The organism is Enterococcus sp. DIV0574, from assembly GCF_051711125.1.
GTDB lineage: Bacteria > Bacillota > Bacilli > Lactobacillales > Enterococcaceae > Enterococcus_D > Enterococcus_D gallinarum.
Map to the genome: position 1 here is coordinate 759820 of NZ_JBIOMA010000001.1, position 24327 is coordinate 784146.

Consider the following 24327-nt stretch of genomic DNA (forward strand, 5'->3'; position numbering starts at 1 on the left):
AACTTCCTCCTAGTTGTTCGTATTGATCAAGGCACCATTGCGAATATGTTTCGCAAACTCTTGATACGTATCCCAAAATAAATCATAGTGATTTTGTAGTGCGGGGTCAATCATTTCTTTTGGGAAATAAAAGCGCTGGTCTCCTTGTGTTTGCCCAGCAAGTGCAGCTACTAGTTGACTAGCCTTGGATAATTCCACTAGGGAGCCGTCTTTTTCTTGCAGTTCGATTTGTGTCCGATGCATGCCGGAAGTTGGGCGATAAAAGTCATAAGGTAAATCGAAACTAGAATTGATTGCTGTGTAATAGTCGGGGTTAAAACCGACTTTTTCGACAAGAGATTGCAGTTCATGAATCAATGGCAATTGAGTGTCTTCTTCAAAACGTGCAGACTTCAGCGGTTTGCGGTTCAAGAATCGTTTGGCTAAGTCACTAAGAATCGGATCATTTTCTTCCGTCCACTGAGTGAAGTACGTATTCAAGACGCCATCGTCTAGTTTTAGGTATTCTTCCAAAGTAAAGTGCTGTTTAAGAAAGGGCAGCAAAAGCTGGGAATGCGATTGGAAAAGTTCTTCATGCTCTTGATACAATTCGGCAGCGCGATTTAGTAAATGTGCCAAGATAACTTCCATTCCCCGAGAACTGGCATGGAAATAGACTTGGACATACATTTGGTAGCGGCTGACAATATAATCTTCTACCGCATGCATGCCACTCATAGAAAATGCGATCCCGCCAGCATAGGGACGAATGACTCGCAGAATACGTGTCAAATCAAATGTGCCGTATTCCGTTCCCGTGAAGTATGCATCCCGCAGTAAATAATCCATGCGATCCGCATCGATCTGACTGGAAATCATTTGCACCACTTGTGGGTTTGGGTATGTCTTAGTAATGACACTGGCCACTTTTTCAGGAAAACCTTCTTCCACACGATTGAGGATTTGATAGACTTCTGTTTCTGGAGAAGTAATGATCGCTACAGTGATGGCTTCGTGATCGGTATGAAAAATATGTTCAAAAGTGTGAGAATAAGGGCCATGGCCAACATCATGCAACAAAGCAGCACAAAGCGTGACCAATCGTTCCCGGTCATCCCAGCCATCAGACCCAACTTTTTCAACTGGGAAATTTCGTTGAAACAAATCACAGATGCGGCGGCTAATTTCGTAGACTCCTAACGAATGTGAGAAGCGACTATGTTCAGCACCATGAAAAGTAAACGAAGAAGTTCCTAGTTGTTTGATCCTTCGCAGGCGCTGTACTTCTTTCGAATTGATCAAGTCCAAGATCACTTGATGCTGCACATGCACATAGTTGTGTACAGGATCACGGAATACTTTTTCAATAGCAAGTGTTTGATACTTATATGGGATGCTCATTGTGAACTCTCCTTTATCGGTTGATTTCGTTGATACATACTGGTCATACGAGCCTCTAGTAATGCCGCTTGATCATTTTTTTCAACCCATTCGGATGCAGTCACAGGGCTGAGAGAGGACTTAGATAGCCGCATCAAGGCCTCTTGCAGTCGTGAGGCAGCTTCTGATACAGAGAAAGAGCGCTGAAGCACATCTTGGAGTGTTGTCATACTGGTAGGTTCAACGGCGGGATAGCCATTAGTACCAAACTGCTCTTTCAAGCTTCTTTGATAAAACGTTCTTACTACTTCTCCTCGATAGTGTTGGTCGCCGTTGACACTAAGGTACATCATGACTGCAATTCCTGCTTTGATCCTGCGCTGGGCAGTCCCTGCGATTTTCTTTCCGTCCATACTCAAGTCAAAGGTACCGGGACAATAAGAGTTTGGGATTTCATAGGCAGCAATTTCTTTTTCGGGAAATGCTTCTCGCATCAAGTCGACCATTCGCTGATAAGCCGCATCTGTAGTAGCAGCTAACGTTTTTGGGAAAATCCACGATACATTCAGAACACCGGCATCGTTGATGACCCCAAGCCCGCCTGAGTTGCGGATGATTGGTTGAAAGCCAGCAGTCGTCAAAGCGGATATTCCTTCGGTGAAATAAGGCACTCGGGTATCTTTCATTCCTAAAATCATAGTATCAGGCAACTGCCAAAAGTGTAAAAATTCCTGATGATGAACGCCTGCATATTCACTCAATACATCGGTCAATGCAAACGGTAAAAAACGATTCTCGGTAGTTTGGGGATCAAATGGCAACATTTGATCAATCATTTCAATGGTCACGGTAGGCTTAGATTCTCCTTCAATAATAAGATCTCCTACTATTATATATGAAGATCATGAAAAAACTTAATCAAAAAGCTAAGAAAACGTTCTATAGTGGATGTTTTAGCTGAAATGATTGACAAAAGAGGGGAAAAAAGGAAAAATGGAACTGAAATCTGCTAAGGAGGCACACTATCATGAGGGAATTGTCACAAGGAATTCCGATTTCGATCCATTTAACGACAAAGGTCGAACAAGCGGGAGAAACACAAGATTTTTTGTTTGATTTACAAGGACAGGCGGTCAAAATCGGCGATACGCTGTATCTGAGATACAAAGAGATTCAGCCAGAAGGAGCCGAAGTACCAGTGACGATGAAAATTATGCCAGATGGCGTGATCCAACTGATTCGCTCGGGAGAAATGCGAACACGCTTGAAATTCGCTTACAAAGAGCGTTTAGAAACAAGTTATCAAACGCCTTACGGCACGATGCATTTCCATACATATACAAGTCACTTACATGTCAGTTTGAAAGATCGTCCTTATTCAGGTAAAGTCGATGTCCATTATGATTTATTTATGATGGAAGACAAAGTGGGAGAATACAAACTTTCTTTGGAGTTTACTGCTTAAATAAATGCAAATTTTGAAAGAATAAATTGCAATTTGTCTCACATTTTTGTATGATTAGGAGTAGACTGTGAAAGGACGTGTCCCGTTTGGAAATTAATGTATTTGAAGGTGTAAATAAAAACGAATTGTCAATGATCGAAGTTGCCCATGCGATTTTAGAGCAACGCGGTGACGTGATGGATTTTTCTGATTTGGTCAACCAAATCCAAAACTATCTAGAAACTTCGGACAGCGAGATTCGTGATTCTTTGGCGCAGTTTTATACAGACTTGAATATCGATGGCAGTTTTATTTCTTTGGGAGACAATCGCTGGGGATTGCGTTCATGGTATGCGATCGACTCAATCGATGAAGAAGTCAACCACGGAATCGATGATGAAGATGAAGATACACCGCGTCGTCGCAAACGTAAGAAAGTGAATGCCTTTATTAGTGACGATGAAGACGCGATCGATTATAACGATGATGACCCAGAGGATACTGATTTGTCTGATGACGATGAAGAGGATCTTTTTGACGATGATGACGATGAGGATGAAGAAATCTCCGCATATAACTCAGATCTGCAAGAAATTGGTGCAGACAATAACGATGATGACGAAGAGGAACTACCAGGGAACATTGAAGAAGATCTAACGATCATCGATGATGATGAAGAAGACGAATTTGATGACGAGGAAGAAGAGGAATAGGCCTCTTCTTTTTTGTGTTTAGCAAAGGCAACAGCGTATGGAAGATGGCAAGAGCTCAATCAAAATAAAAAAAACGGAAGTGCTGTCAGCACTTCCGTGGTTTTTTGAATTATCCCTTGAGATAAAGTATACTATAAATGAAATGAAAAACGCGCCTTGAGGGAATCGAACCCCCGTCTCAAGAACCGGAATCTTACGTGATATCCACTACACTAAAGGCGCGAAGCACAAATAACAGTTTAACCAATTTTCTCAGAAAAAACAAGAGGTAAAATGATGAAATTTCAACAACAATTTTCGCAACAACAAAAACAGACACAAAAGTTGGCGATGACGCAGAAATTACAGCAGTCGATCCAAGTGCTGCAATTTTCATCAGATGAACTGCTTGCTTTCGTAGATAATCAGGCATTAGAGAATCCCCTGATCGATTTAACGGACCATGAATATCCGACGAGTTATACTCAAGGCAGTGGGACATCTGAGCAATTCAATGAATATTTGAATCAGATCCCAAATAGAGGAAGTTCGCTCTTTGAGTATTTGATCGATCAAATCCATTTAAATTACCGAGATACCTTTCTACGCACTGTCGTGTTATTTCTAGTGGAATATATTGATTTGAATGGATTTTTGACCATTGATTTGGTGAAGGCTGGTCAAATGATCGGAGCTTCAGAGATTCAGATGCTCGATGCCTTGACACTGATTCAGCAGTTGGATCCAGCGGGTGTTGGCGCACGAGATCTACGAGAATGCCTCATGCTTCAAACTGAACGGGACGATGCTGCGCCAGAACTCGCCTATATCGTTCTTGAAGAATGGTTCACGGAATTAGCAGAGCGTAAGTGGGACAAAATAGCGAAAAATCTAGCAGTTTCGCTTTCAGAAATTCAGAAGGTGTTTGACTATATCCAAACGTTGACCCCAACACCAGGGGCGGCCTTTGGGTCTACAGATGGTTTGTATATCATCCCAGATTTGCGAGTTACGATTACTGAAGGCCAGCCAGTGGTTACCTCTAATCGACGAGCAATGCCGGAAGTCCGTTTCCAACAACACTATTTTGATCAATTAAAACAAAGTGGCGATGCTGAGGTAAAGAAATATTTAGACAACAAAGCCCAAGAATTTGAATGGCTAAAAAAGACTCTCCAGCAGCGAGGAGATACCATCTATCGAGTGGGAGAAGCGATCGTTCATCATCAGCAAGCCTTTTTTTTACAAGCTGACCGACCATTGAAGCCATTGATCCTCAAAGAAATCGCTGACGAATTAGGTATTCACGAATCGACAGTCAGTCGTGCCGTCAATGGGAAATATTTGGAGACAGAATTTGGTGTTTTTGAACTGAAGTCCTTCTTTGGTCAAAAAGTGTCCACCCAAAGTGGAGAGGATGTCACCACGGAGGCAATCAAGCGACGTTTGGCAGCTTTGATCAACGAAGAGAATAAGCAGAAGCCGCTTTCTGATCAAAAATTGGCTGATTTGTTAAAAGCGGAAGAAGTGGAAATTTCTCGCCGGACTGTTGCCAAGTATCGTGAGGCTCTTAATATTCCTGGATCTTCTAAACGAAAGCGGTTTGATTGATTTTTCGATACAGTTCTTGTTCTGGTCCAGCTATTGAAGAAAGATTCAACAAGAATGACGGCAAAAAGTCCAATGACCCCACCTCTTATACATAAGAAGACAGGTAAGCAATTTGGGTTTCATATAACCGTAGCAAAGGCAGGGCTACTTGTGATAAATAGCTCTGCCCGCTTTTCATAGGCGGTCGCTGATCCTTTTGATCGAGTTTTTCTTTGTTGATTTCTTTTACTAGTTTGAAAGCTATTTTTGGCTGTGATAAGAATCCGCTTTACGGTTAAAAAAGTTTGGAGAATCATTTTTTATAATTGAAATAGTTGCATGAGGCGTCCAGAAGTGCTACTATTATTGGTGTAAGAGATGAATTAAATTTTTTTTGGAATAGATGGGTCATTTTAAGTCATTGTAGGACAAAAAAAGTCCAACGGGAGGATGCAAAATGCTCGATGAATTGAAATTGATTGAGGCAATCACCCCGGATATCCTCGCGGTGCTTCAAGAACGTTACCGTATTTTACGGACTATCTATTGGATGCAACCAGTAGGGCGGCGGACATTGTCTGAAAGCTTAGCAATGACGGAACGTGTGTTGAGGTCTGAAACGGATATCCTCAAAAAACTTAAATTGATTGATTCGTCTAAAAGCGGTATGCAATTAACGGCCTATGGCGAAGAAATCTATACAAAAATCGGCAGTTTGATGGATCAATTGTTTGGCATGCATCAAACAGAGAAGCGGTTATCCGAGTACTTCGGGATTGATCGTTGCTTGATTGCCAGCGGTGATGGGGACCGTCAACCGAAAGTGATTGCTGAATTCGGTCAGCTGCTTAATGAGTCGTTAGACTTATTGCTGCCAGATGGTGAGAATACGATCGCTGTGATGGGCGGTACGACAATGGCAAAAGTTGCCGAAGAACTAGGCAATCTTGAAACTGGCAAACGCCATAACTTGTTTGTCCCAGCCAGAGGGGGCATCGGAGAAGCAGTCAATGTTCAGGCAAATTCAGTCGGATCAGTGATGGCGATGCGTACCAATGGTAATTATCGTTCCCTATTTGTACCGGAACAATTAAGCACTAACACCTATGAATTTTTGTTGAAAGAACCAGCAATCCTTGATGTCTTAAACTTGATAAGTCAAGCAAATTGTGTTATTCATAGTATTGGACGAGCATTGCATATGGCAGCTCGAAGAAAGATGTCAGAAAAAGAGATCCTGATGCTGAAACAAAAGAATGCAGTAGCGGAATCCTTCGGTTATTTCTTTAATGAAGCAGGCGAGGTCGTTTATAAGATTCCTCGTATCGGACTGCAGTTGAAGGACTTGCAGAACGTGCCGATCATTTTCGCAATCGCAGGCGGTAAATCAAAAGCCAAAGCGATCAATGCATACATGAAAAATGCACCAAAACAAACATGGCTCATCACAGATGAAGCCTGTGCCAATGAGATTTTAAAAGGGGCAACCCTTTAAAATAAATATTTTTATGATTTTCATAAGGAGGAAATCTTAAATGACAGTTAAAGTAGGTATTAATGGATTTGGACGTATCGGACGCTTAGCATTTCGTCGTATCCAAGAAGTAGAAGGAATCGAAGTTGTGGCTATCAACGACTTAACAGACGCTAAAATGTTAGCACACTTGTTAAAATATGATACAACACAAGGACGTTTCAACGGTACAGTTGAAGTTCATGAAGGATCATTCAACGTGAACGGAAACGAAATCAAAGTTCTAGCAAACCGCAACCCTGAAGAATTGCCTTGGGGCGAATTAGGTGTTGAAATCGTGCTAGAATGTACTGGATTCTTCACTTCTAAATCAGCTGCTGAAAAACATTTAACAGCTGGTGCAAAACGTGTAGTTATCTCAGCTCCTGGCGGAAACGATGTACCAACAATCGTTTACAACACAAACCACGAAACTTTAACAGGTGATGAAACAGTAATTTCTGGTGCTTCATGTACAACTAACTGTTTAGCTCCTATGGCTAAAACATTGAATGACAAATTTGGTGTGATCGAAGGCTTGATGACTACGATCCATGCTTACACAGGTGACCAAATGACTCTAGACGGACCACACCCTAAAGGTGACTTCCGCCGTGCGCGTGCTGCTGCAGCAAACATCGTTCCTAACTCAACTGGTGCTGCTAAAGCTATTGGCTTGGTAATTCCTGAATTGAACGGTAAATTAGACGGAGCTGCTCAACGTGTTCCTGTTGCAACTGGTTCATTAACTGAATTAGTTACAGTTCTTGACAAAGAAGTAACTGTTGACGAAGTAAACGCAGCAATGAAAGAAGCTTCAAACGAATCTTACGGTTACAACACAGACGAAATCGTTTCTTCTGATATCGTTGGTATGACTTACGGTTCACTATTTGATGCAACTCAAACAAAAGTTATGACTGTTGGCGACAAACAATTAGTTAAAACTGTTGCTTGGTATGATAACGAAATGTCATACACTGCACAATTAGTACGTACTTTAGAATACTTCGCTAAATTATAAGATTTGCGTCGTACATTCATTTAAACCATCGCAAGAGAAAGCGGGGAAGCAGCGCGCTTCTCCGCTTTTTTTAACAATTACATTAGGAGGAATCTGTTCATGGCTAAAATGACAGTTCAAGATATCGATTTAAAAGATAAAAAAGTTCTTGTGCGTGTGGATTTCAATGTTCCATTGAAAGACGGTGTGATCGGTGACGACACTCGTATCAAAGCAGCACTTCCAACAATTAATTACGTGATCGAAAATGGCGGAAAAGCAATTCTTTTCTCTCACTTAGGTCGTGTCAAAGAAGAAGCAGATAAAGAAGGCAAATCTTTAGCACCAGTAGCAAAACGTCTAGGCGAATTGTTAGGCAAAGAAGTGACTTTCGTTCCTGAAACACGTGGGGAAAAATTGGAAGCAGCAATCAACAACATGAAAGACGGCGATGTTGTTGTTTTCGAAAATACTCGTTTTGAAGATGTTGACGGCAAAAAAGAAAGCAAAAACGATCCAGAGCTTGGTAAATATTGGGCTTCATTAGGGGATGTTTTTGTCAATGATGCATTTGGTACAGCTCACCGTGCCCATGCTTCAAACGTCGGAATCGCTTCTACAGGAATCCCAACAGTTGCTGGATTCTTAATGGAAAAAGAAATCAAATTTATTGGTGAAGCAGTCGAAGAACCAAAACGTCCAATGGTAGCGATTCTTGGTGGTGCGAAAGTATCTGACAAAATCGGTGTCATTGAAAACTTGATTCCTAAAGCAGACAAGATCTTGATCGGTGGCGGAATGACTTATACATTCTACAAAGCAAAAGGAATGGAAATTGGTAACTCTCTTGTTGAAGCGGATAAAGTTGAGTTGGCAAAAGAATTGATCGAAAAAGCTGGCGATAAACTTGTTTTACCAGTTGACTCAATCACAGCTGCTGAATTTTCAAATGATGTTCCAACAGAAGAACATACTGGTGATGTTCCTGAAGGTCAAATGGGCTTAGATATCGGACCTGAAACAATTGCATTGTTCGCTGAAACATTAAAAGGTGCAAAAACAGTTGTTTGGAACGGACCAATGGGTGTGTTCGAAATGTCAAACTTTGCTAATGGTACCATCGGTGTTTGTGAAGCAATCGCAAACCTTGAAGATGCAACAACAATCATCGGTGGTGGAGATTCAGCTGCAGCTGCAGAACAATTAGGTTTTGCTGATAAATTCACTCACATCTCAACAGGTGGCGGTGCTAGTTTAGAACTTCTAGAAGGTAAAACTCTTCCTGGATTAGCAGCAATCAACGACAAATAATCAAGCAATGACGCGGCTGCGTTGCAATAAGCAGCCGTGACCCTTAAATAACAAAGGAGTGCCAGAAAAATGCGCAAACCAATTATTGCCGGAAACTGGAAAATGAATAAAACTGCGAAAGAAGCAAAAGAATTTGCTGAAGCAGTCAAAACAAAAATTCCTAGCAACGATAAAGTAGATTCTGTTATCGGAGCACCAGCGTTGTTCTTGGAAACATTAGTAACAGCTGCAGAAGGTACAGAATTAAAAATTGCTGCTCAAAACAGCTACTGGGAAAATGAAGGTGCCTTTACAGGAGAAACTTCACCAGCTGCTTTAGCTGACTTAGGTGTTGACTATGTAATCATCGGTCACTCAGAACGCCGTGAATATTTCCATGAAACTGACGAAGACATCAACAAAAAAGCGAAAGCAATTTTCGCAAATGGTATGATCCCAATCCTATGTTGTGGTGAATCTTTAGAAACTTATGAAGCTGGAAAAACAGCTGAATGGATCGAAGGACAAATCACTGCCGGTTTAGAAGGATTGACAGATGGCCAAGTCAGCAATCTAGTCATTGCTTACGAACCAATTTGGGCGATCGGTACAGGTAAATCAGCAGATGCACAAATTGCTGATGAAATCTGTGGTGTTGTACGTCAAACAGTTGAAAAATTATACGGTAAAGAAGTTTCTGATGCTGTACGCATCCAATACGGTGGTTCTGTAAAACCTGAAAATATTGCAGAATACATGGCAAAAGAAAATGTAGATGGAGCATTAGTTGGCGGCGCAAGCTTGCAAGCTGATTCATTCCTAGCATTGTTGGATGCAGTAAAATAATTTCATTCTCATGAAAATATTGTTTGCAGAAAACAGCTTTTTTCACTACAATTAAGATGTTCGCAAGGGAGATTCCCTTAAGATAAAACAAACTCAAAGGAGAGACAAAACATGTCAATTATTACTGATGTTTACGCACGCGAAGTCCTAGACTCACGTGGTAACCCAACTATCGAAGTAGAAGTCTACACAGAATCAGGTGCTTTCGGCCGTGGAATGGTTCCTTCAGGAGCTTCAACAGGTGAACACGAAGCAGTTGAATTACGTGATGGCGACAAAGCTCGTTATGGTGGTAAAGGTGTAACGAAAGCAGTTGACAATGTAAATAACGTCATTGCTGAAGCAATCATCGGCTACGATGTACGTGACCAAATGGCTATCGATAAAGCAATGATCGCTTTAGATGGAACTCCTAACAAAGGCAAATTAGGTGCTAACGCAATTCTTGGTGTTTCTATTGCCGTTGCTCGTGCAGCTGCTGATTATTTAGAAGTACCTTTATACCACTACTTAGGCGGATTCAATACAAAAGTATTGCCAACACCTATGATGAACATCATCAACGGCGGATCTCACTCAGATGCTCCGATCGCTTTCCAAGAATTCATGATCTTGCCTGTAGGCGCACCTACATTCAAAGAAGGTCTACGTTGGGGTGCTGAAGTATTCCATGCATTGAAATCAATCTTATCTAAACGTGGTTTAGAAACATCAGTAGGTGACGAAGGTGGTTTCGCTCCTCGTTTTGAAGGAACTGAAGATGGTGTTGAAACAATCTTAGAAGCTATCAAAGCTGCTGGTTTAGAACCAGGTAAAGACGTTTACCTAGGATTTGACTGTGCTTCTTCTGAATTCTACGAAAATGGCGTGTACGACTACACGAAATTTGAAGGCGAAAACGGTGTGAAACGTACAGCTGCAGAACAAGTTGACTACTTGGAAGAGTTAGTTAACAAATACCCAATCATCACAATCGAAGATGGTATGGATGAAAACGACTGGGATGGTTGGAAACTATTGACTGAACGCCTAGGCGACAAAGTTCAATTAGTTGGTGACGACTTGTTTGTTACAAACACTGAAATCCTTGAAAAAGGAATCAAAAACGGTATCGGTAACTCAATCCTAATCAAAGTAAACCAAATCGGTACATTGACTGAAACATTCAATGCGATCGAAATGGCTAAAGAAGCTGGTTATACTGCCGTTGTTTCTCACCGTTCAGGTGAAACAGAAGATTCAACAATCTCTGATATCGCAGTTGCAACAAATGCTGGCCAAATCAAAACTGGTTCTCTTTCACGTACTGACCGTATTGCTAAATACAACCAATTACTACGTATCGAAGACCAACTTGGTGAAGTTGCTGAATACAAAGGCTTGCAAGCTTTTTACAACTTGAAAAACAAATAATCTTTCGATGATTACATTGCTCTGAAAGAGCAGCGGTTGATTTAACAACCGCTGTGATTTCAGAGCTTTTTTGCTGTCTGGATTAAGTGATTTGAATCAAGACTTATTTTTCTCATGGAACAGAGAGCAGTCTTTTCTTCTTTATTTTCTTTTTCTAAAAAAAGAAATTATAGTTCTGGTTTAGCGAAACTCTATAATAAAAGAAAAAATAAATTTAGGAGAAATACATGGTGTATGATTATCTAATCGTTGGTACAGGACTATTTGGCTCGGTTTTTGCTTATGAAGCAGCTAAACGGGGACACTCGGTGAAAATGTTGGAAAAACGAGCACATATTGGTGGCAACTGTTATACAGAAAAACAAGTCGGAATTGACATACATAAATATGGTGCGCATATCTTTCACACATCGAGCAAAAAAATTTGGGACTACGTCAATCAGTTTGCTGATTTTTATCCCTATATTCATGAACCTATTGCAAACTATAAAGGTGAGCTATATAATCTCCCCTTCAATATGAACACGTTTTACCAATTATGGGGAACCAAAAGACCAGATGAAGCTCGCATCAAACTAATGGCTCAAATTGAAAAGACAGGAATAAAAAGACCCCGAAATTTAGAAGAACAAGCTCTTTCTTTGGTGGGGACAGATATTTATCATAAGCTGATCAAAGGCTATACGGAAAAACAGTGGGGACGAGGATGTGCTCAGCTACCTTCTTTTATTATTAAAAGACTGCCGGTCCGGTATACATTTAACAACAATTATTTTACGGATACTTTTCAAGGCATTCCAAAATTGGGCTATACAGAAATGATTCAAAAAATGCTTTCAAATCCACTGATTGAAGTTTCTTTAGAAACTGATTTTTTTGCAGACCGTACGCGTCATGAAGCATCAACCAAGAAGATTGTTTATACTGGAATGATTGACCAATATTTTGAATATTGTTACGGGGAGTTGGCCTATCGTTCTTTACATTTTGAAACTGAAACATATGATACAGATAATTATCAAGGAACAGCAGTCATGAACTTTACAGACAGTCAAACGCCCTATACGCGAATCATTGAGCATAAACATTTTTGTCCAGTTGTGACAAAAAAAACAGTTGTCACGAAAGAATTTCCAAAAACTTGGCGGAAGGGAGACATTCCTTACTACCCAATTAACGATCAAATCAATCATGCACTGTATCGCAAGTATGAAAAATTAGCGCATCAGCAAAAAAAATGTTTATTTGGTGGGCGTCTAGCAAACTATCGTTATTATGATATGGATGATACGATTGCAGCCGCTTTAAAACTAGTCAAACATGAATTTCAAGCAGAGTAACTTCTTTTATGGAAGAGGTTGCTCTTTTTTTGTCCCGATTCTGGGACAAAACGTAAATTTTTTACTAGTTATGAAATAATGAATTGTCCTATCTTTTAAAAATAGGACTAGGGGAAGCTTATAAAAATAGTTTTATGAAAGGGGAGAAAAATAAACGTAATGAGTAAAAAGAATAATTATCGAAAGTTGCTACGCTCCAATAAAAGTGAACGCTACAAGATGTATAAAAGCGGAAAACATTGGGTCTATGCAACGATCACTTCTTTTACTGGCATTGCTGGATTGAGTATCACACCAATCGTGGCGCATGCTTCAGAAATCACACCGCCTTTAGATGCAAGTAAAGAAGCAAATGCCGAGAACGTCTTGGCAAATAAAACGAATGCCAAAATTCCTGCTTCATCGACGCAAGAAAGTGAGGCTACTTCACAATCTGAAAGCATGCGTCCATCGGAAAGTTTTTCTGAATCCGAAAGCAACACCCAGTCACAAAGTGCGACAGAGTCAACGAGTGTAACAGAATCACAGAGTAGGAGTGATTCAGAAACTGAAAACAAAGCTACCAGTATCGAGGCATCTCAAAGTGTTTCTGAATCAATGAGTCTTTCGGAAGAGAAGAGCGGATCTGAATCAGAAAGTTTGAGTATCTCTGAAAGTGCCTCGATTTCTGAAAGTGGCTCATTGTCGTCAAGTGCCTCAGAATCGACAAGTCTATCGTTGTCACAATCGACAAGTGGCTCTCATTCAACTTCAGTAAGTCAAAAGAACCAACCAAAACAAACTGTTTCCGAAAAAAATAAAGTGGAGTCACAAAAAGCACAAGATCTCTTCGATCAATTAGTACCCAAGAAAGTACAAGCGTCGGTTGACACCACGACGAATGCATTAGAAATTGTTGTCAAAGATGGCAAATCACCAAGCACATCTTTGATTCGGGCAGCACAACAATATGCTAGTGCCAATAATTTGATTGCTAGTTTTGCCATCACCACCCAATCAGGGCAGATTGTTAAAATCAATGTTTCTGCGGATCCAGATATGGGCCGAGAAGAATTTGAGCAGGCAATCAACGATGGTAACAAAACCAATTCACCTTCTGGGGTGACGGTTGATGTTCCGGACCAAGTGAAAAATAAGGAATTATACAAGCAAACAGCTATTGCTAATGGCACTTATGCAGCAGTGAATGACTGGGCTACGCTGAAAGCAGCATATGGAAATGCTTCGATTACCTATATTGAGGTAACCGCTAATATTACGGCAGCTACCAATGTGGCTACCCGTGATTTAGGATGGCGGGCAACGAGTGTGATTATTGACGGTAATGGGTTTACAGTCAATATGGCAGGAGCAGCATTTAATGTAGGGACAAGTTCTACAGTTCGCGGTTCTATCTTTACGATCACAGATGTGAATTTGATTCATTGGCAATCAGGTACCAACTCAGGAGACAGTGGCACAGGTAATGCAGATGGAGTGATCGATTCACGATCAGCAACCGGAGGTTATGGGTACTGGTACTTCAATATCAATAATGTGACTCTCGAAGGTCGAGATGGTGTTAGCGGGACAGATACCGCTTATCAACCACGACGATTGCTGGATGCAGAGGACAGTCACGTTACTTTATCAGGTAAAGTCATCGCAAATGTCAAACAAGAATTGATGCAAATTGGTGAAGTAGCAATCGCTAACGGAGCCCATGTAGAGTTGAATCGGACAGCTGGTACTACCGGCTACTCCATGTTTTACTATATGGCAATCCGTGGCAATAATGCGAGTGATACAGGATTCAATCACACCTTTAAAGTGGGCGATGGCGCGACAATTATTGGAAACGAGCTAAGTACCTATAACAGCAACAACTATCCCCTTGTCTATTATGGATTTAACTCAATTACTGTCGGAGATGACGTAACTTGGAAACAAGACGGTTTCCAAATGCTACTCGATTTTTCTCGTTACTCGGGAAGTCAATCAAATGACCGAACCGCAACTTTTGGTCAAAATCTGCAAATGACGGCAACTCGTACAGTAGGTTCCAACTCGCTAAACGTCACGAATAGAGCGGTTGTTACATTTAATGCAGGAACAGTACTTGATCTGCAACAATGGAATGCCAACACTGTTGTGAACGTGGCTTCCGGTGCAACAGTTCGCTTTATTTCACCGCGGGCATTGCACTTAGCCCGTCTAACTTCTTCAGGAGCTGTTTCGGCAGGTCGATTGATTACCGGTTCGGGAACATTTGTCATGAATAATTCTCAGATCAGTACATGGCAAGGCAGCAGTAGCCAAACCGCTGCTCCAGAAGGCAACCGTAACTTAAAATTCGTGGAAATGACTATTTCAGGTTCGACAACAACTATTAAAGATACGGCTGGAAATGTTACTACATCTAACATTGTAGACACTTCTACCCGTGAATTAGCGACTGTTGCGATTGCGCCAGGAACCGTAACCGTAAATTATGTTGATCAGTACGGCAATATTATTAAAACTGTTGATATGCCAATTGATCCAGACGTTAATTACATTGGTGAGTATCTTGATTTGCAAACATTGGAGTATGCCAATGAGTTAATGCCTGAAAATTATATGTGGGCAATCGGTACCCAAGTTGCTAGTTCAGCTAAAAATGATGGTCAAAGCGGCGGAGATAGTACGACTAATGCCGATAATGGGGACAGCTATGGGCAAGCGACGGTTGCGATTGTTCCAATGGAGAACACAAATTATACTTATAATATTTATGTATATGGTGTTGCCAATCATTCGGTTCAGTACCAATATGTCGACGTTAAGACTGGTCAAGTAATCTCTTCTGAGTATATGAATGCTGGTACCGAAGCTTCCGGAACAGATAGAATTCCTGCAAACTATGGGAATGTTATCGATTGGACAAATAGTTACTATACTTCGACTAATTTGCCTCCGGGTTACTATTATGCAACAGGTGCCGTATTGAATGGCAATGTACAGCCTGGATCTACTACAGTCGGAACTGAAGCGAGTCTGACAACCATTTACGTTGCAGCAGACACACAAACTGTCAATGTAACTTTTGTTAATTCAGATGGCCGTCCATTACAAAACCAAGTTGGCACAGTTGCTATCAATGGGACGACTGGTCAAGAACTAAGCTATTCTGACTTAATCGCGGATTACCTAACTCAAGCTGGTTATTATGCAGATCAAACTGGAACATTTGTTTTTGATAGTACTAGTAATAATGGCAGTACAACAGACAGTGATCAACAATTTATTACGATCACTCTTTATCCATCCTATCAAGAAGTCGGTGTCGTTGGTAATAATCAACCTGAATCAGATCCTGCTACAGGGGAAGCATTTGAGCAAATCCCAGGAACTGTCACTGTTGGAAAATATGGTACTTCCGGTGTTTCAAATGAAAGTTTCACTCTTGGGGTGACTGATGCAGATTTAGAGAGAAACGGGTATATCTATACGGTTACAGGACCAGATGGAGTAGTCTACAATACATTAGCGGAAGCTATGGCTGCCAATCAAACTTTTGATACTACCAGCAATGGAGCATCTCAAACGGATTCTTCGCCACAGATGTTTACGGTCAATTATGAACAAGACCCGGTATCATTGTCTACGTCCGAGTCTATTTCGGGAAGCGAATCATTATCAGAATCCATTGTTACTTCTACTTCTGAGTCAGAAAGTGTTTCTCTTTCTCAATCAATTTCAGAAAGTGACTCATTATCAGAATCAATTTCTACATCAATTAGTGCGTCTGTTTCAGTATCAGATTCAGAGAGCAACTCAGTGTCATCGTCTATTTCAGAAAGTGAATCTGACATGAATGACTCGACTTCTGAATCATTGTCAACATCAATCTCTACTTCAACTTCTTTAAGTGATTCAGAATCGGTTTCGATTTCATTGAGTGACTCAGAGTCAACGTCTCTTTCTATCAGTGAATCTGTTTCGGTATCAGACTCAGAAAGTGGTTCGTTATCTACATCTATTTCAGAAAGCGAATCAATGTCTCTATCAATTTCTATTAGTGATTCAGAATCGTTGTCAGAATCCCTATCTGAAAGTATTTCAACATCTATTTCATTATCGGATAGTGATTCAATGTCAGAAAGCCTTTCGGCATCAGAATCGTTATCTATATCAGCTAGTGTATCAGAGTCTGATTCGGAAAGTGATAGTTCCAGCTTAAGTGCGTCTGTTTCTGGATCATTGAGCAACAGTACAAGTGATTCTGAAAGTTTATCTTTATCAGAGTCAGTATCAGTTTCACTCTCGGAATCACTAAGTGAATCCACGTCACTATCTCTGTCAGAAAGTGACTCAGTATCAGAAAGTATTTCAGCATCAGAATCATTATCTGTCGCTATCAGTGAATCGGATTCTTCTTCCCTCAGTGAAAGCATTAGTTTAAGTGAATCTATTTCTGATTCGTTGAGTGCAAGCATGAGTTTATCCGAAAGTTTATCGGAGTCAGAATCGATCTCAAATTCAATTAGTACGTCGATGTCATTGAGCATTAGCGATAGTAATAGTGAGTCTAGTAGTGAATCAGCCAGCTATAGCGGCAGTACGAGTGTAAGTAATAGCGATTCAACAAGTGAAAGTATTTCTGCAAGTAATTCACTATCAGTAAGTATCAGTGAGTCAACCAGTTTGAGCACATCAATCAGTGATTCATCCTCATTGAGTACAAGTATTTCTACCTCACTAAGTGCGAGCGAATCTGCAAGTTACAGCAGTAGTACGAGCGTAAGTAACAGTGATTCGACAAGTGTGAGTACGTCAGTTAGCGAATCAACATCTACAAGTATCAGTGACTCAATCAGTGCCAGCATATCAGCTAGTGATTCTTTATCGGTAAGTATTAGTGATTCAACAAGCTTGAGTACCTCACTTAGTGATTCATCCTCAGTGAGTGTCAGCGTTTCGACATCACTAAGTGCAAGTGAATCAACAAGTTACAGCGGCAGTACGAGTGTAAGTAATAGCGATTCAACAAGTGAAAGTATTTCTGCAAGCAATTCACTATCAGTAAGTATCAGTGAGTCAACCAGCTTGAGCACCTCACTTAGTGATTCATTGTCATTGAGTACAAGTATTTCCGCCTCACTAAGTGCGAGTGATTCTGCAAGTTACAGTGGCAGCACAAGCGTAAGTAACAGTGATTCGACAAGTACAAGTACGTCAGCAAGTGAATCAACATCTGCAAGTATCAGTGAGTCAACAAGCTTGAGCACGTCAATCAGTGATTCATCATCATTGAGCACAAGTATTTCTGCATCATTAAGTGCGAGTGATTCTGCAAGCTATAGCGGCAGCACAAGCGTAAGTAACAGTGATTCGACAAGTACAAGTACCTCGATCAGTGAATCATTATCATTGAGTACAAGTATTTCAACATCATTAAGCGCGAGCGACTCTGCAAGTTACAGCGGTAGTACGAGCGTAAGTAACAGTGATTCGACAAGTGCAAGTACGTCAGCTAGTGAGTCAACATCTGCAAGTATCATTGACTCAACAAGCGTAAGTACATCAATCAGTGAATCATCCTCATTGAGTACAAGTATTTCGGCATCATTAAGTGCGAGCGAATCTGCGAGCTATAGTGGTAGTACGAGCGTAAGTAACAGTGATTCGACAAGTGCAAGTACGTCAGCTAGTGAGTCAACATCTGCAAGTATCAGTGACTCAACAAGCGTAAGTACATCAATCAGTGAATCATCCTCATTGAGTACAAGTATTTCGGCATCATTAAGTGCGAGCGAATCTGCGAGCTACAGTGGTAGTACGAGCGTAAGTAACAGTGATTCGACAAGTGCAAGTACGTCAGCTAGTGAATCAACATCTGCAAGTAACAGTGACTCAACAAGCGTAAGTACATCAATCAGTGAATCATCCTCATTGAGTACAAGTATTTCGACATCATTAAGCGCGAGCGATTCTGCAAGTTACAGCGGCAGCACAAGTGTAAGCAACAGTGACTCGACAAGCACAAGTACGTCGACTAGCGAATCAACATCTGCAAGTATTAGTGAGTCAACAAGCGCAAGTACGTCGATCAGTGATTCGTTATCTGTAAGCACAAGTATCAGTAATAGTGAATCCGCAAGCGTAAGTACATCAATCAGTGAATCATCCTCATTGAGTACAAGTATTTCGACATCATTAAGCGCGAGTGATTCCGCAAGTTACAGTGGCAGCACAAGCGTAAGCAACAGTGATTCGACAAGTACGAGTACGTCAGCTAGCGAGTCAACATCTGCAAGTATTAGTGAGTCAACAAGCATAAGTACGTCGATCAGTGACTCTATGTCATTGAGTACAAGTATTTCCGCATCACTAAGTGCGAGTGATTCTGCAAGCTACAGCGGTAGCACGAGCGTAAGTAATAGCGATTCAACAAGCGCAAGTACGTCGATCAGTAATTCATTATCTGTAAGCACAAGTATCAGTAATAGTGAATCCGCAAGCGTAAGCACATCAATCAGTGACTCATCATCACTAAGCACTAGCGTAAGTATCAGCGAGTCAGCAAGCTTGAGCACGTCAATCAGTGATTCATCCTCATTGAGTACAAGTATTTCTGCATCACTAAGTGTGAGCGATTCTGCAAGTTACAGCGGTAGTACGAGCGTAAGCAACAGTGATTCGACAAGTGCAAGTACGTCAGCTAGTGAGTCAACATCTGCAAGTATCAGTGATTCAACAAGCTTGAGCACATCAATCAGTGATTCATCCTCATTGAGCACAAGTATTTCTGCATCATTAAGCGCGAGCGACTCTGCAAGTTACAGCGGTAGTACGAGCGTAAGCAACAGTGATTCGACAAGTGCAAGTACGTCAGCTAGCGAATCAACATCTGCAAGTATTAGTGACTCAACAAGCGTAAGTACATCAATCAGTGATTCATCCTCATTGAGTACAAGTATTTCTGCATCATTAAGCGCGAGTGATTCCGCAAGTTACAGTGGCAGCACAAGCGTAAGCAACAGTGATTCGACAAGTACGAGTACGTCAGCTAGCGAGTCAACATCTGCAAGTATTAGTGAGTCAACAAGCGCAAGTACGTCGATCAGTGATTCGTTATCTGTAAGCACAAGTATCAGTAACAGTGAATCCGCAAGTGCAAGTACGTCGATCAGTGATTCATCCTCATTGAGTACAAGTATTTCGGCATCATTAAGCGCGAGTGATTCTGCAAGTTACAGCGGTAGTACGAGCGTAAGTAACAGTGAGTCGACAAGCGCAAGTACGTCAGTCAGTGATTCATTGTCAGTAAGCACAAGTATTTCCGCATCACTAAGTGCGAGTGATTCTGCAAGCTACAGCGGTAGCACGAGCGTAAGTAATAGCGATTCAACAAGCGCAAGTACGTCGATCAGTAATTCATTATCTGTAAGCACAAGTATCAGTAATAGTGAATCCGCAAGCGTAAGCACATCAATCAGTGACTCATCATCACTAAGCACTAGCGTAAGTATCAGCGAGTCAGCAAGCTTGAGCACATCAATCAGTGATTCATCATCATTGAGCACAAGTATTTCTGCATCATTAAGCGCGAGCGACTCTGCAAGTTACAGCGGTAGTACGAGCGTAAGCAACAGTGATTCGACAAGTGCAAGTACGTCAATGAGTGATTCATCATCACTAAGCACGAGCGTAAGTAATAGTGATTCAACAAGCGTAAGTACGTCAATCAGTGATTCATCCTCATTGAGCACAAGTATTTCCGCATCACTAAGCGCGAGCGATTCTGCAAGTTTCAGTGGTAGTACGAGCGTAAGTAACAGTGATTCGACAAGTACAAGTACGTCAATCAGTGATTCATCCTCATTGAGTACAAGTATTTCTGCATCACTAAGTGCGAGCGATTCTGCAAGTTACAGCGGTAGTACGAGCGTAAGTAACAGTGATTCGACAAGTACAAGTACGTCAGCAAGTGAATCAACATCTGCAAGTATCAGTGAGTCAACAAGCTTGAGCACGTCAATCAGTGATTCATCCTCATTGAGCACAAGTATTTCTGCATCACTAAGTGCGAGCGATTCTGCAAGTTACAGCGGTAGTACGAGCGTAAGTAACAGTGATTCGACAAGTACAAGTACGTCAGCAAGTGAATCAACATCTGCAAGTATCAGTGAGTCAACAAGCTTGAGTACGTCAATCAGTGATTCATCCTCATTGAGTACAAGTATTTCGGCATCACTAAGCGCGAGTGATTCTGCAAGTTACAGCGGTAGTACGAGCGTAAGTAACAGTGATTCGACAAGTACAAGTACATCAATCAGCGATTCGTTGTCTCTGAGCACAAGCATTTCTGCATCACTAAGTGCGAGCGATTCCGCAAGCTTCAGTGGTAGCACAAGTGTAAGTAATAGCGAATCGACAAGTACGAGTACGTCGATCAGTGATTCATCATCATTGAGCACAAGTGTAAGTAACAGTGAGTCAACAAGTACAAGCACTTCGATCAGTGATTCATTATCAGTAAGCACAAGTATCAGTAATAGTGATTCAACAAGCGAAAGCACGTCACTAAGTGATTCTTCGTCGCTAAGTACAAGCGTAAGCAACAGTGAATCAACAAGTACAAGTACGTCGATCAGTGATTCATTATCTGTAAGTACAAGTATTAGTAACAGTGAATCAGCAAGTGTGAGCACGTCAATCAGTGACTCTATGTCATTGAGTACAAGTATTTCAACATCACTGAGTGCGAGTGATTCTGCAAGTTACAGTGGCAGCACAAGCGTAAGTAACAGTGACTCGACAAGTACAAGTACGTCGATCAGTGATTCATTATCTGTAAGTACAAGTATTAGTAACAGCGAATCAGCAAGTGTGAGCACATCAATCAGTGACTCCATGTCATTGAGCACAAGTATTTCAACATCACTGAGTGCGAGTGATTCTGCAAGCTATAGCGGCAGCACAAGTGTAAGCAGTAGCGATTCAACAAGCGAAAGTACGTCAGTCAGCGATTCGCGGGCTAGTGAAAGTCAAAGTTATAGCAGTAGTACTTCAACCAGCTTGAGCCTGAGCACAAGTGTCAGCACTTCAGTCAGTGATTCTGCTTCAATTAGTTCAAGTATCAGCAACAGTGAATCGAATAGTATGAGTACGTCAATCAGTGATTCACGTTCTAGTATGAGTGAAAGCTATAGCAGCAGTACTTCGGCAAGTATTAGTCAAAGTACTAGTGACAGTTCTAGCTACAGCAGTAGTACCTCAGCAAGCATTAGTGCAAGCACTAGTGATAGTACAAGTATTAGTAATAGTGCTTCTGTAAGTATGAGCGAAAGTTTGAGTATCAGCACATCAATCAGTGACTCGTTGTCAATCAGTGCAAGCTTGAGCAATAGCGATAGTCTTTCAGAAAGTAGATCATTTGCAAGTGAAAGTCAAAGCTACAGCAGTAGTACTTCTGCAAGTCTGAGTCTCAGCACAAGTACTAGTATTTCATTGAGTGATTCATCGTCAACTAGCATGAGCAACAGTACCAGCTTGAGTACTAGCTTGAGCCAATTGACAAGCGACTCGCTTTCCGAAGGGATTAGCTTAAGTAATAGTCTAAGTAATAGTTTCAGTAATAGTACTTCAGCTAGTACGAGTTTGAGCTCTAGTACAAGTCTAAGTGAACAACTATCTCAATCAGTAAGTGCCAGCGAGTCACGGAGTGATAGCGTCAGCTATAGCAGCAGCACGTCAATTAGTACGAGTGAAAGCAGCAGTACTAGCTTGAGCGAATTACTATCTCGTTCAGCCAGTGCCAGTGAGTCGCGGAGCAATAGCTTAAGTCAAAGCACAAGTACTTCCTTTAGCGGAAGCAGCAGTACTAGCTTAAGTTTAAGTGAAATGAACTCTCAATCAACAAGTGCTAGTGAGTCACGGAGTGATAGTGTAAGCAACAGCATGAGCACTTCAATCAGTGATAGCTTGAGTGCAAGTACTAGCTTAAGTGATTTACTATCTAGATCAGAGAGTGCGAGTGAATCGCGAAGTGACAGCCTGAGCTATAGCGGCAGCACATCGATCAGTAACAGCTTAAGTTTAAGCACGAGCCAAAGTGATTTAGTATCTAGATCTGAAAGTGCAAGCGAATCACGTAGTTTCAGCACGAGTGATAGTGCTAGCACATCGATCAGCAATAGCGCTAGTGCAAGTGACAGCTTAAGTGATCTATATTCAAGATCGAATAGTTCTAGCCTTTCAACAAGTGACAGTACAAGTACCAATGATTCTGTCTCAGCAAGTGCTAGTGAAAGCACTAGCACCTCACAATCAATTAGTACGAGTCTAAGCGAATCGGCATCAATCAGTACGTCGCTTAGCGAAAAACAGGAAGTGATTGAGTCTCAAAGTGTGAGTGCTTCAACAAGTGATTCACAAAGTTCGAGTATAAGTGAATCAGTTAGCGTCAGCATCAGTACTAGCGAAAGCGAGCGGAATAGTACGGTGGTTTCACCTAGCGAATCAACTTCGATTAGTGAAAGTATTAGTACGAGTGAAAGTTTCCGAGATTCTGAATCGGTTAGTGCAAGTGACAGTACAAGTTTGAGTCAATCAATGAGCACTAGCGACCAAGTCTCTGCTTCTGAGAGTATAAGCGACAGCTCCAGCACTCGTAATTCTGAGTCTGAAAGCGCAAGTATTTCTACGGAAGAAAGCCGCAGTTTCAGTACAAGTGAGTCAATTTCTGCAAGTGAAAGCACATCGATTAGTCAAAGCGAAAGTGCAAGTATGAGTGAATCAGCCAGTGAAAGTACAAGTACGAGTGACAGTGAACGTGACTCAATGTCGAATAGTGCAAGTGTAAGTGATTCGAATTCAATGAGTGAAAGTACAAGTACGAGTGAATCCGTTAGCGAAAGCACAAGCATTAGTGATAGTGAGCGTGATTCAATGTCGAATAGTGCGAGTGTAAGTGATTCGAATTCAACGAGTGAAAGTACAAGTACGAGTGAATCCGTCAGTGAAAGCACAAGCATTAGTGACAGTGAACGTGATTCAATGTCGAATAGTGCAAGTGCGAGTGATTCGAACTCAACAAGTGAAAGCCTGGATGTGAGTGAATCAGCTAGCGAGAGCACAAGTATCAGTGATAGCGAACGTGATTCAATGTCGAATAGTGCAAGTGTAAGTGATTCGAACTCAACAAGTGAAAGTCTAAGTGTGAGTGAATCAGCTAGCGAAAGCACAAGCATCAGTGATAGCGAACGTGACTCAATGTCAAGCAGTGCTGAGACAAGTGAATCTGGCTCTACAAGCGATAGTACAAGTGCTAGCAACTCTGCTAGTCTGAGTGAAAGCTTTAGTGCTTCTGATCGGGACTCCGTCTCTATGAGCGCAAGCGAATCAATCAGCGAAAGTACAAGCGTTAGTGAATCTGCTTCGTTAAGTACAAGTACAAGTGATGTCAACTCTGAAATCGTCAGTGACTATCATAGTAATAGTTTGTCTGAAAGTCTTTCAGAACTACAATCACAATCAACTAGTCAAGATCATTCACTTTCAGAAAGTGCATCAATCAGCGGATCTACTTCAACTCCTACAAATTCCGAGCAGAATAATGCAACGAATGGAAATACAGGAACGTCACAAGGCAACATAGGAGTGGGGGGACATGCGACTGGAGCCACTCTTCCTAAGACTGGTGAATCTGATGCAAGCGGTAGTCAAATGTCTCTTGCTGGAATTGCCGCGCTGTTAGCTGCGATTGCTTTAATGAAAAAGAAAAAAGATGCAGCAAAGCGTGAAACGGATTAATCAGTTCCTTTCAGTTTATGAAGGGCTGGGATAAATTTCCTAGCTCTTCTAAAATGATA

At 41.3% G+C, this 24327-nt stretch carries 12 protein-coding genes and 1 tRNA gene; 10 read left to right on the top strand and 3 right to left on the bottom strand.

The window, feature by feature from the left end:
• Nucleotides 1–9 precede the first annotated feature (9 nt).
• Both IGJ45_RS03760 and IGJ45_RS03765 read right to left on the bottom strand, forming a co-directional pair.
• Nucleotides 10–1380, bottom strand: a complete 1371-nt coding sequence (locus IGJ45_RS03760) for an HD domain-containing protein (protein ID WP_060813523.1) — start codon at nucleotides 1378–1380, stop codon at nucleotides 10–12.
• On the bottom strand, nucleotides 1377–2207 hold the full coding sequence (locus IGJ45_RS03765) for a lipoate--protein ligase family protein (RefSeq protein ID WP_349703920.1): 831 nt from the start codon (nucleotides 2205–2207) through the stop codon (nucleotides 1377–1379). Before IGJ45_RS03765 ends, IGJ45_RS03760 begins: the two co-directional genes overlap by 4 nt.
• A 179-nt stretch (nucleotides 2208–2386) precedes the next feature.
• Here IGJ45_RS03765 and IGJ45_RS03770 point away from each other — a divergent pair, with 179 nt between their 5' ends.
• The gene (locus tag IGJ45_RS03770) at nucleotides 2387–2824 is read left to right on the top strand and encodes a DUF1934 domain-containing protein (RefSeq protein WP_005471808.1); all 438 of its coding nucleotides are present in this window, start codon (nucleotides 2387–2389) and stop codon (nucleotides 2822–2824) included.
• An 86-nt stretch (nucleotides 2825–2910) separates the two neighbouring features.
• A complete protein-coding gene (gene rpoE / locus IGJ45_RS03775; protein WP_005471809.1) occupies nucleotides 2911–3516 on the top strand; it encodes a DNA-directed RNA polymerase subunit delta in 606 nt (201 codons plus the stop codon).
• A gap of 150 nt (nucleotides 3517–3666) precedes the next feature.
• Here rpoE and IGJ45_RS03780 read toward each other — a convergent pair.
• Nucleotides 3667–3738, bottom strand: a tRNA-Arg gene (locus IGJ45_RS03780).
• Nucleotides 3739–3792: 54 nt separating this feature from the next.
• On the opposite strand from IGJ45_RS03780, the gene rpoN reads away from it, so the two are divergent.
• The 8 genes from rpoN to IGJ45_RS03820 all read left to right on the top strand — a co-directional run bounded on the left by rpoN (nucleotide 3793) and on the right by IGJ45_RS03820 (nucleotide 24268).
• Nucleotides 3793–5106 carry an RNA polymerase factor sigma-54 gene (rpoN, locus tag IGJ45_RS03785; RefSeq protein WP_135172101.1) on the top strand — a complete coding sequence of 438 codons (1314 nt, stop codon included), beginning with the start codon at nucleotides 3793–3795 and terminating at the stop codon, nucleotides 5104–5106.
• 436 nt (nucleotides 5107–5542) lie between these two features.
• Nucleotides 5543–6580, top strand: a complete 1038-nt coding sequence (locus IGJ45_RS03790) for a sugar-binding transcriptional regulator (RefSeq protein ID WP_003127560.1) — start codon at nucleotides 5543–5545, stop codon at nucleotides 6578–6580.
• A 40-nt stretch (nucleotides 6581–6620) separates the two neighbouring features.
• Complete coding sequence (gene gap / locus IGJ45_RS03795) at nucleotides 6621–7622, top strand: type I glyceraldehyde-3-phosphate dehydrogenase (RefSeq protein WP_003127561.1); 1002 nt, start codon at nucleotides 6621–6623, stop codon at nucleotides 7620–7622.
• A gap of 99 nt (nucleotides 7623–7721) precedes the next feature.
• Nucleotides 7722–8912: a phosphoglycerate kinase gene (locus tag IGJ45_RS03800; protein WP_003127563.1), complete on the top strand. Its 1191-nt coding sequence runs from the start codon at nucleotides 7722–7724 to the stop codon at nucleotides 8910–8912.
• Between the two features lie 69 nt (nucleotides 8913–8981).
• Nucleotides 8982–9737 (top strand): triose-phosphate isomerase, encoded by a 756-nt coding sequence (gene tpiA, locus IGJ45_RS03805; protein ID WP_003127564.1) that lies wholly within the window; start codon nucleotides 8982–8984, stop codon nucleotides 9735–9737.
• A gap of 111 nt (nucleotides 9738–9848) precedes the next feature.
• Complete coding sequence (gene eno, locus IGJ45_RS03810; protein WP_003127565.1) at nucleotides 9849–11150, top strand: surface-displayed alpha-enolase; 1302 nt, start codon at nucleotides 9849–9851, stop codon at nucleotides 11148–11150.
• A gap of 227 nt (nucleotides 11151–11377) precedes the next feature.
• Nucleotides 11378–12490, top strand: a complete 1113-nt coding sequence (gene glf, locus IGJ45_RS03815; RefSeq protein WP_103300641.1) for a UDP-galactopyranose mutase — start codon at nucleotides 11378–11380, stop codon at nucleotides 12488–12490.
• 159 nt (nucleotides 12491–12649) lie between these two features.
• The gene (locus IGJ45_RS03820; protein ID WP_438768653.1) at nucleotides 12650–24268 is read left to right on the top strand and encodes a KxYKxGKxW signal peptide domain-containing protein; all 11619 of its coding nucleotides are present in this window, start codon (nucleotides 12650–12652) and stop codon (nucleotides 24266–24268) included.
• Nucleotides 24269–24327: the final 59 nt, after the last annotated feature.

What these genes read in the sequence shown, in the direction of transcription:
- IGJ45_RS03760 (WP_060813523.1), bottom strand. Translation starts at nt 1,380, where the DNA reads ATGAGCATCCCATATAAGTATCAAACACTTGCTATTGAAAAAGTATTC.
- IGJ45_RS03770 (WP_005471808.1), top strand. Translation starts at nt 2,387, where the DNA reads ATGAGGGAATTGTCACAAGGAATTCCGATTTCGATCCATTTAACGACA.
- rpoN (WP_135172101.1), top strand. Translation starts at nt 3,793, where the DNA reads ATGAAATTTCAACAACAATTTTCGCAACAACAAAAACAGACACAAAAG.
- IGJ45_RS03790 (WP_003127560.1), top strand. Translation starts at nt 5,543, where the DNA reads ATGCTCGATGAATTGAAATTGATTGAGGCAATCACCCCGGATATCCTC.
- gap (WP_003127561.1), top strand. Translation starts at nt 6,621, where the DNA reads ATGACAGTTAAAGTAGGTATTAATGGATTTGGACGTATCGGACGCTTA.
- IGJ45_RS03800 (WP_003127563.1), top strand. Translation starts at nt 7,722, where the DNA reads ATGGCTAAAATGACAGTTCAAGATATCGATTTAAAAGATAAAAAAGTT.
- tpiA (WP_003127564.1), top strand. Translation starts at nt 8,982, where the DNA reads ATGCGCAAACCAATTATTGCCGGAAACTGGAAAATGAATAAAACTGCG.
- eno (WP_003127565.1), top strand. Translation starts at nt 9,849, where the DNA reads ATGTCAATTATTACTGATGTTTACGCACGCGAAGTCCTAGACTCACGT.
- glf (WP_103300641.1), top strand. Translation starts at nt 11,378, where the DNA reads ATGGTGTATGATTATCTAATCGTTGGTACAGGACTATTTGGCTCGGTT.
- IGJ45_RS03820 (WP_438768653.1), top strand. Translation starts at nt 12,650, where the DNA reads ATGAGTAAAAAGAATAATTATCGAAAGTTGCTACGCTCCAATAAAAGT.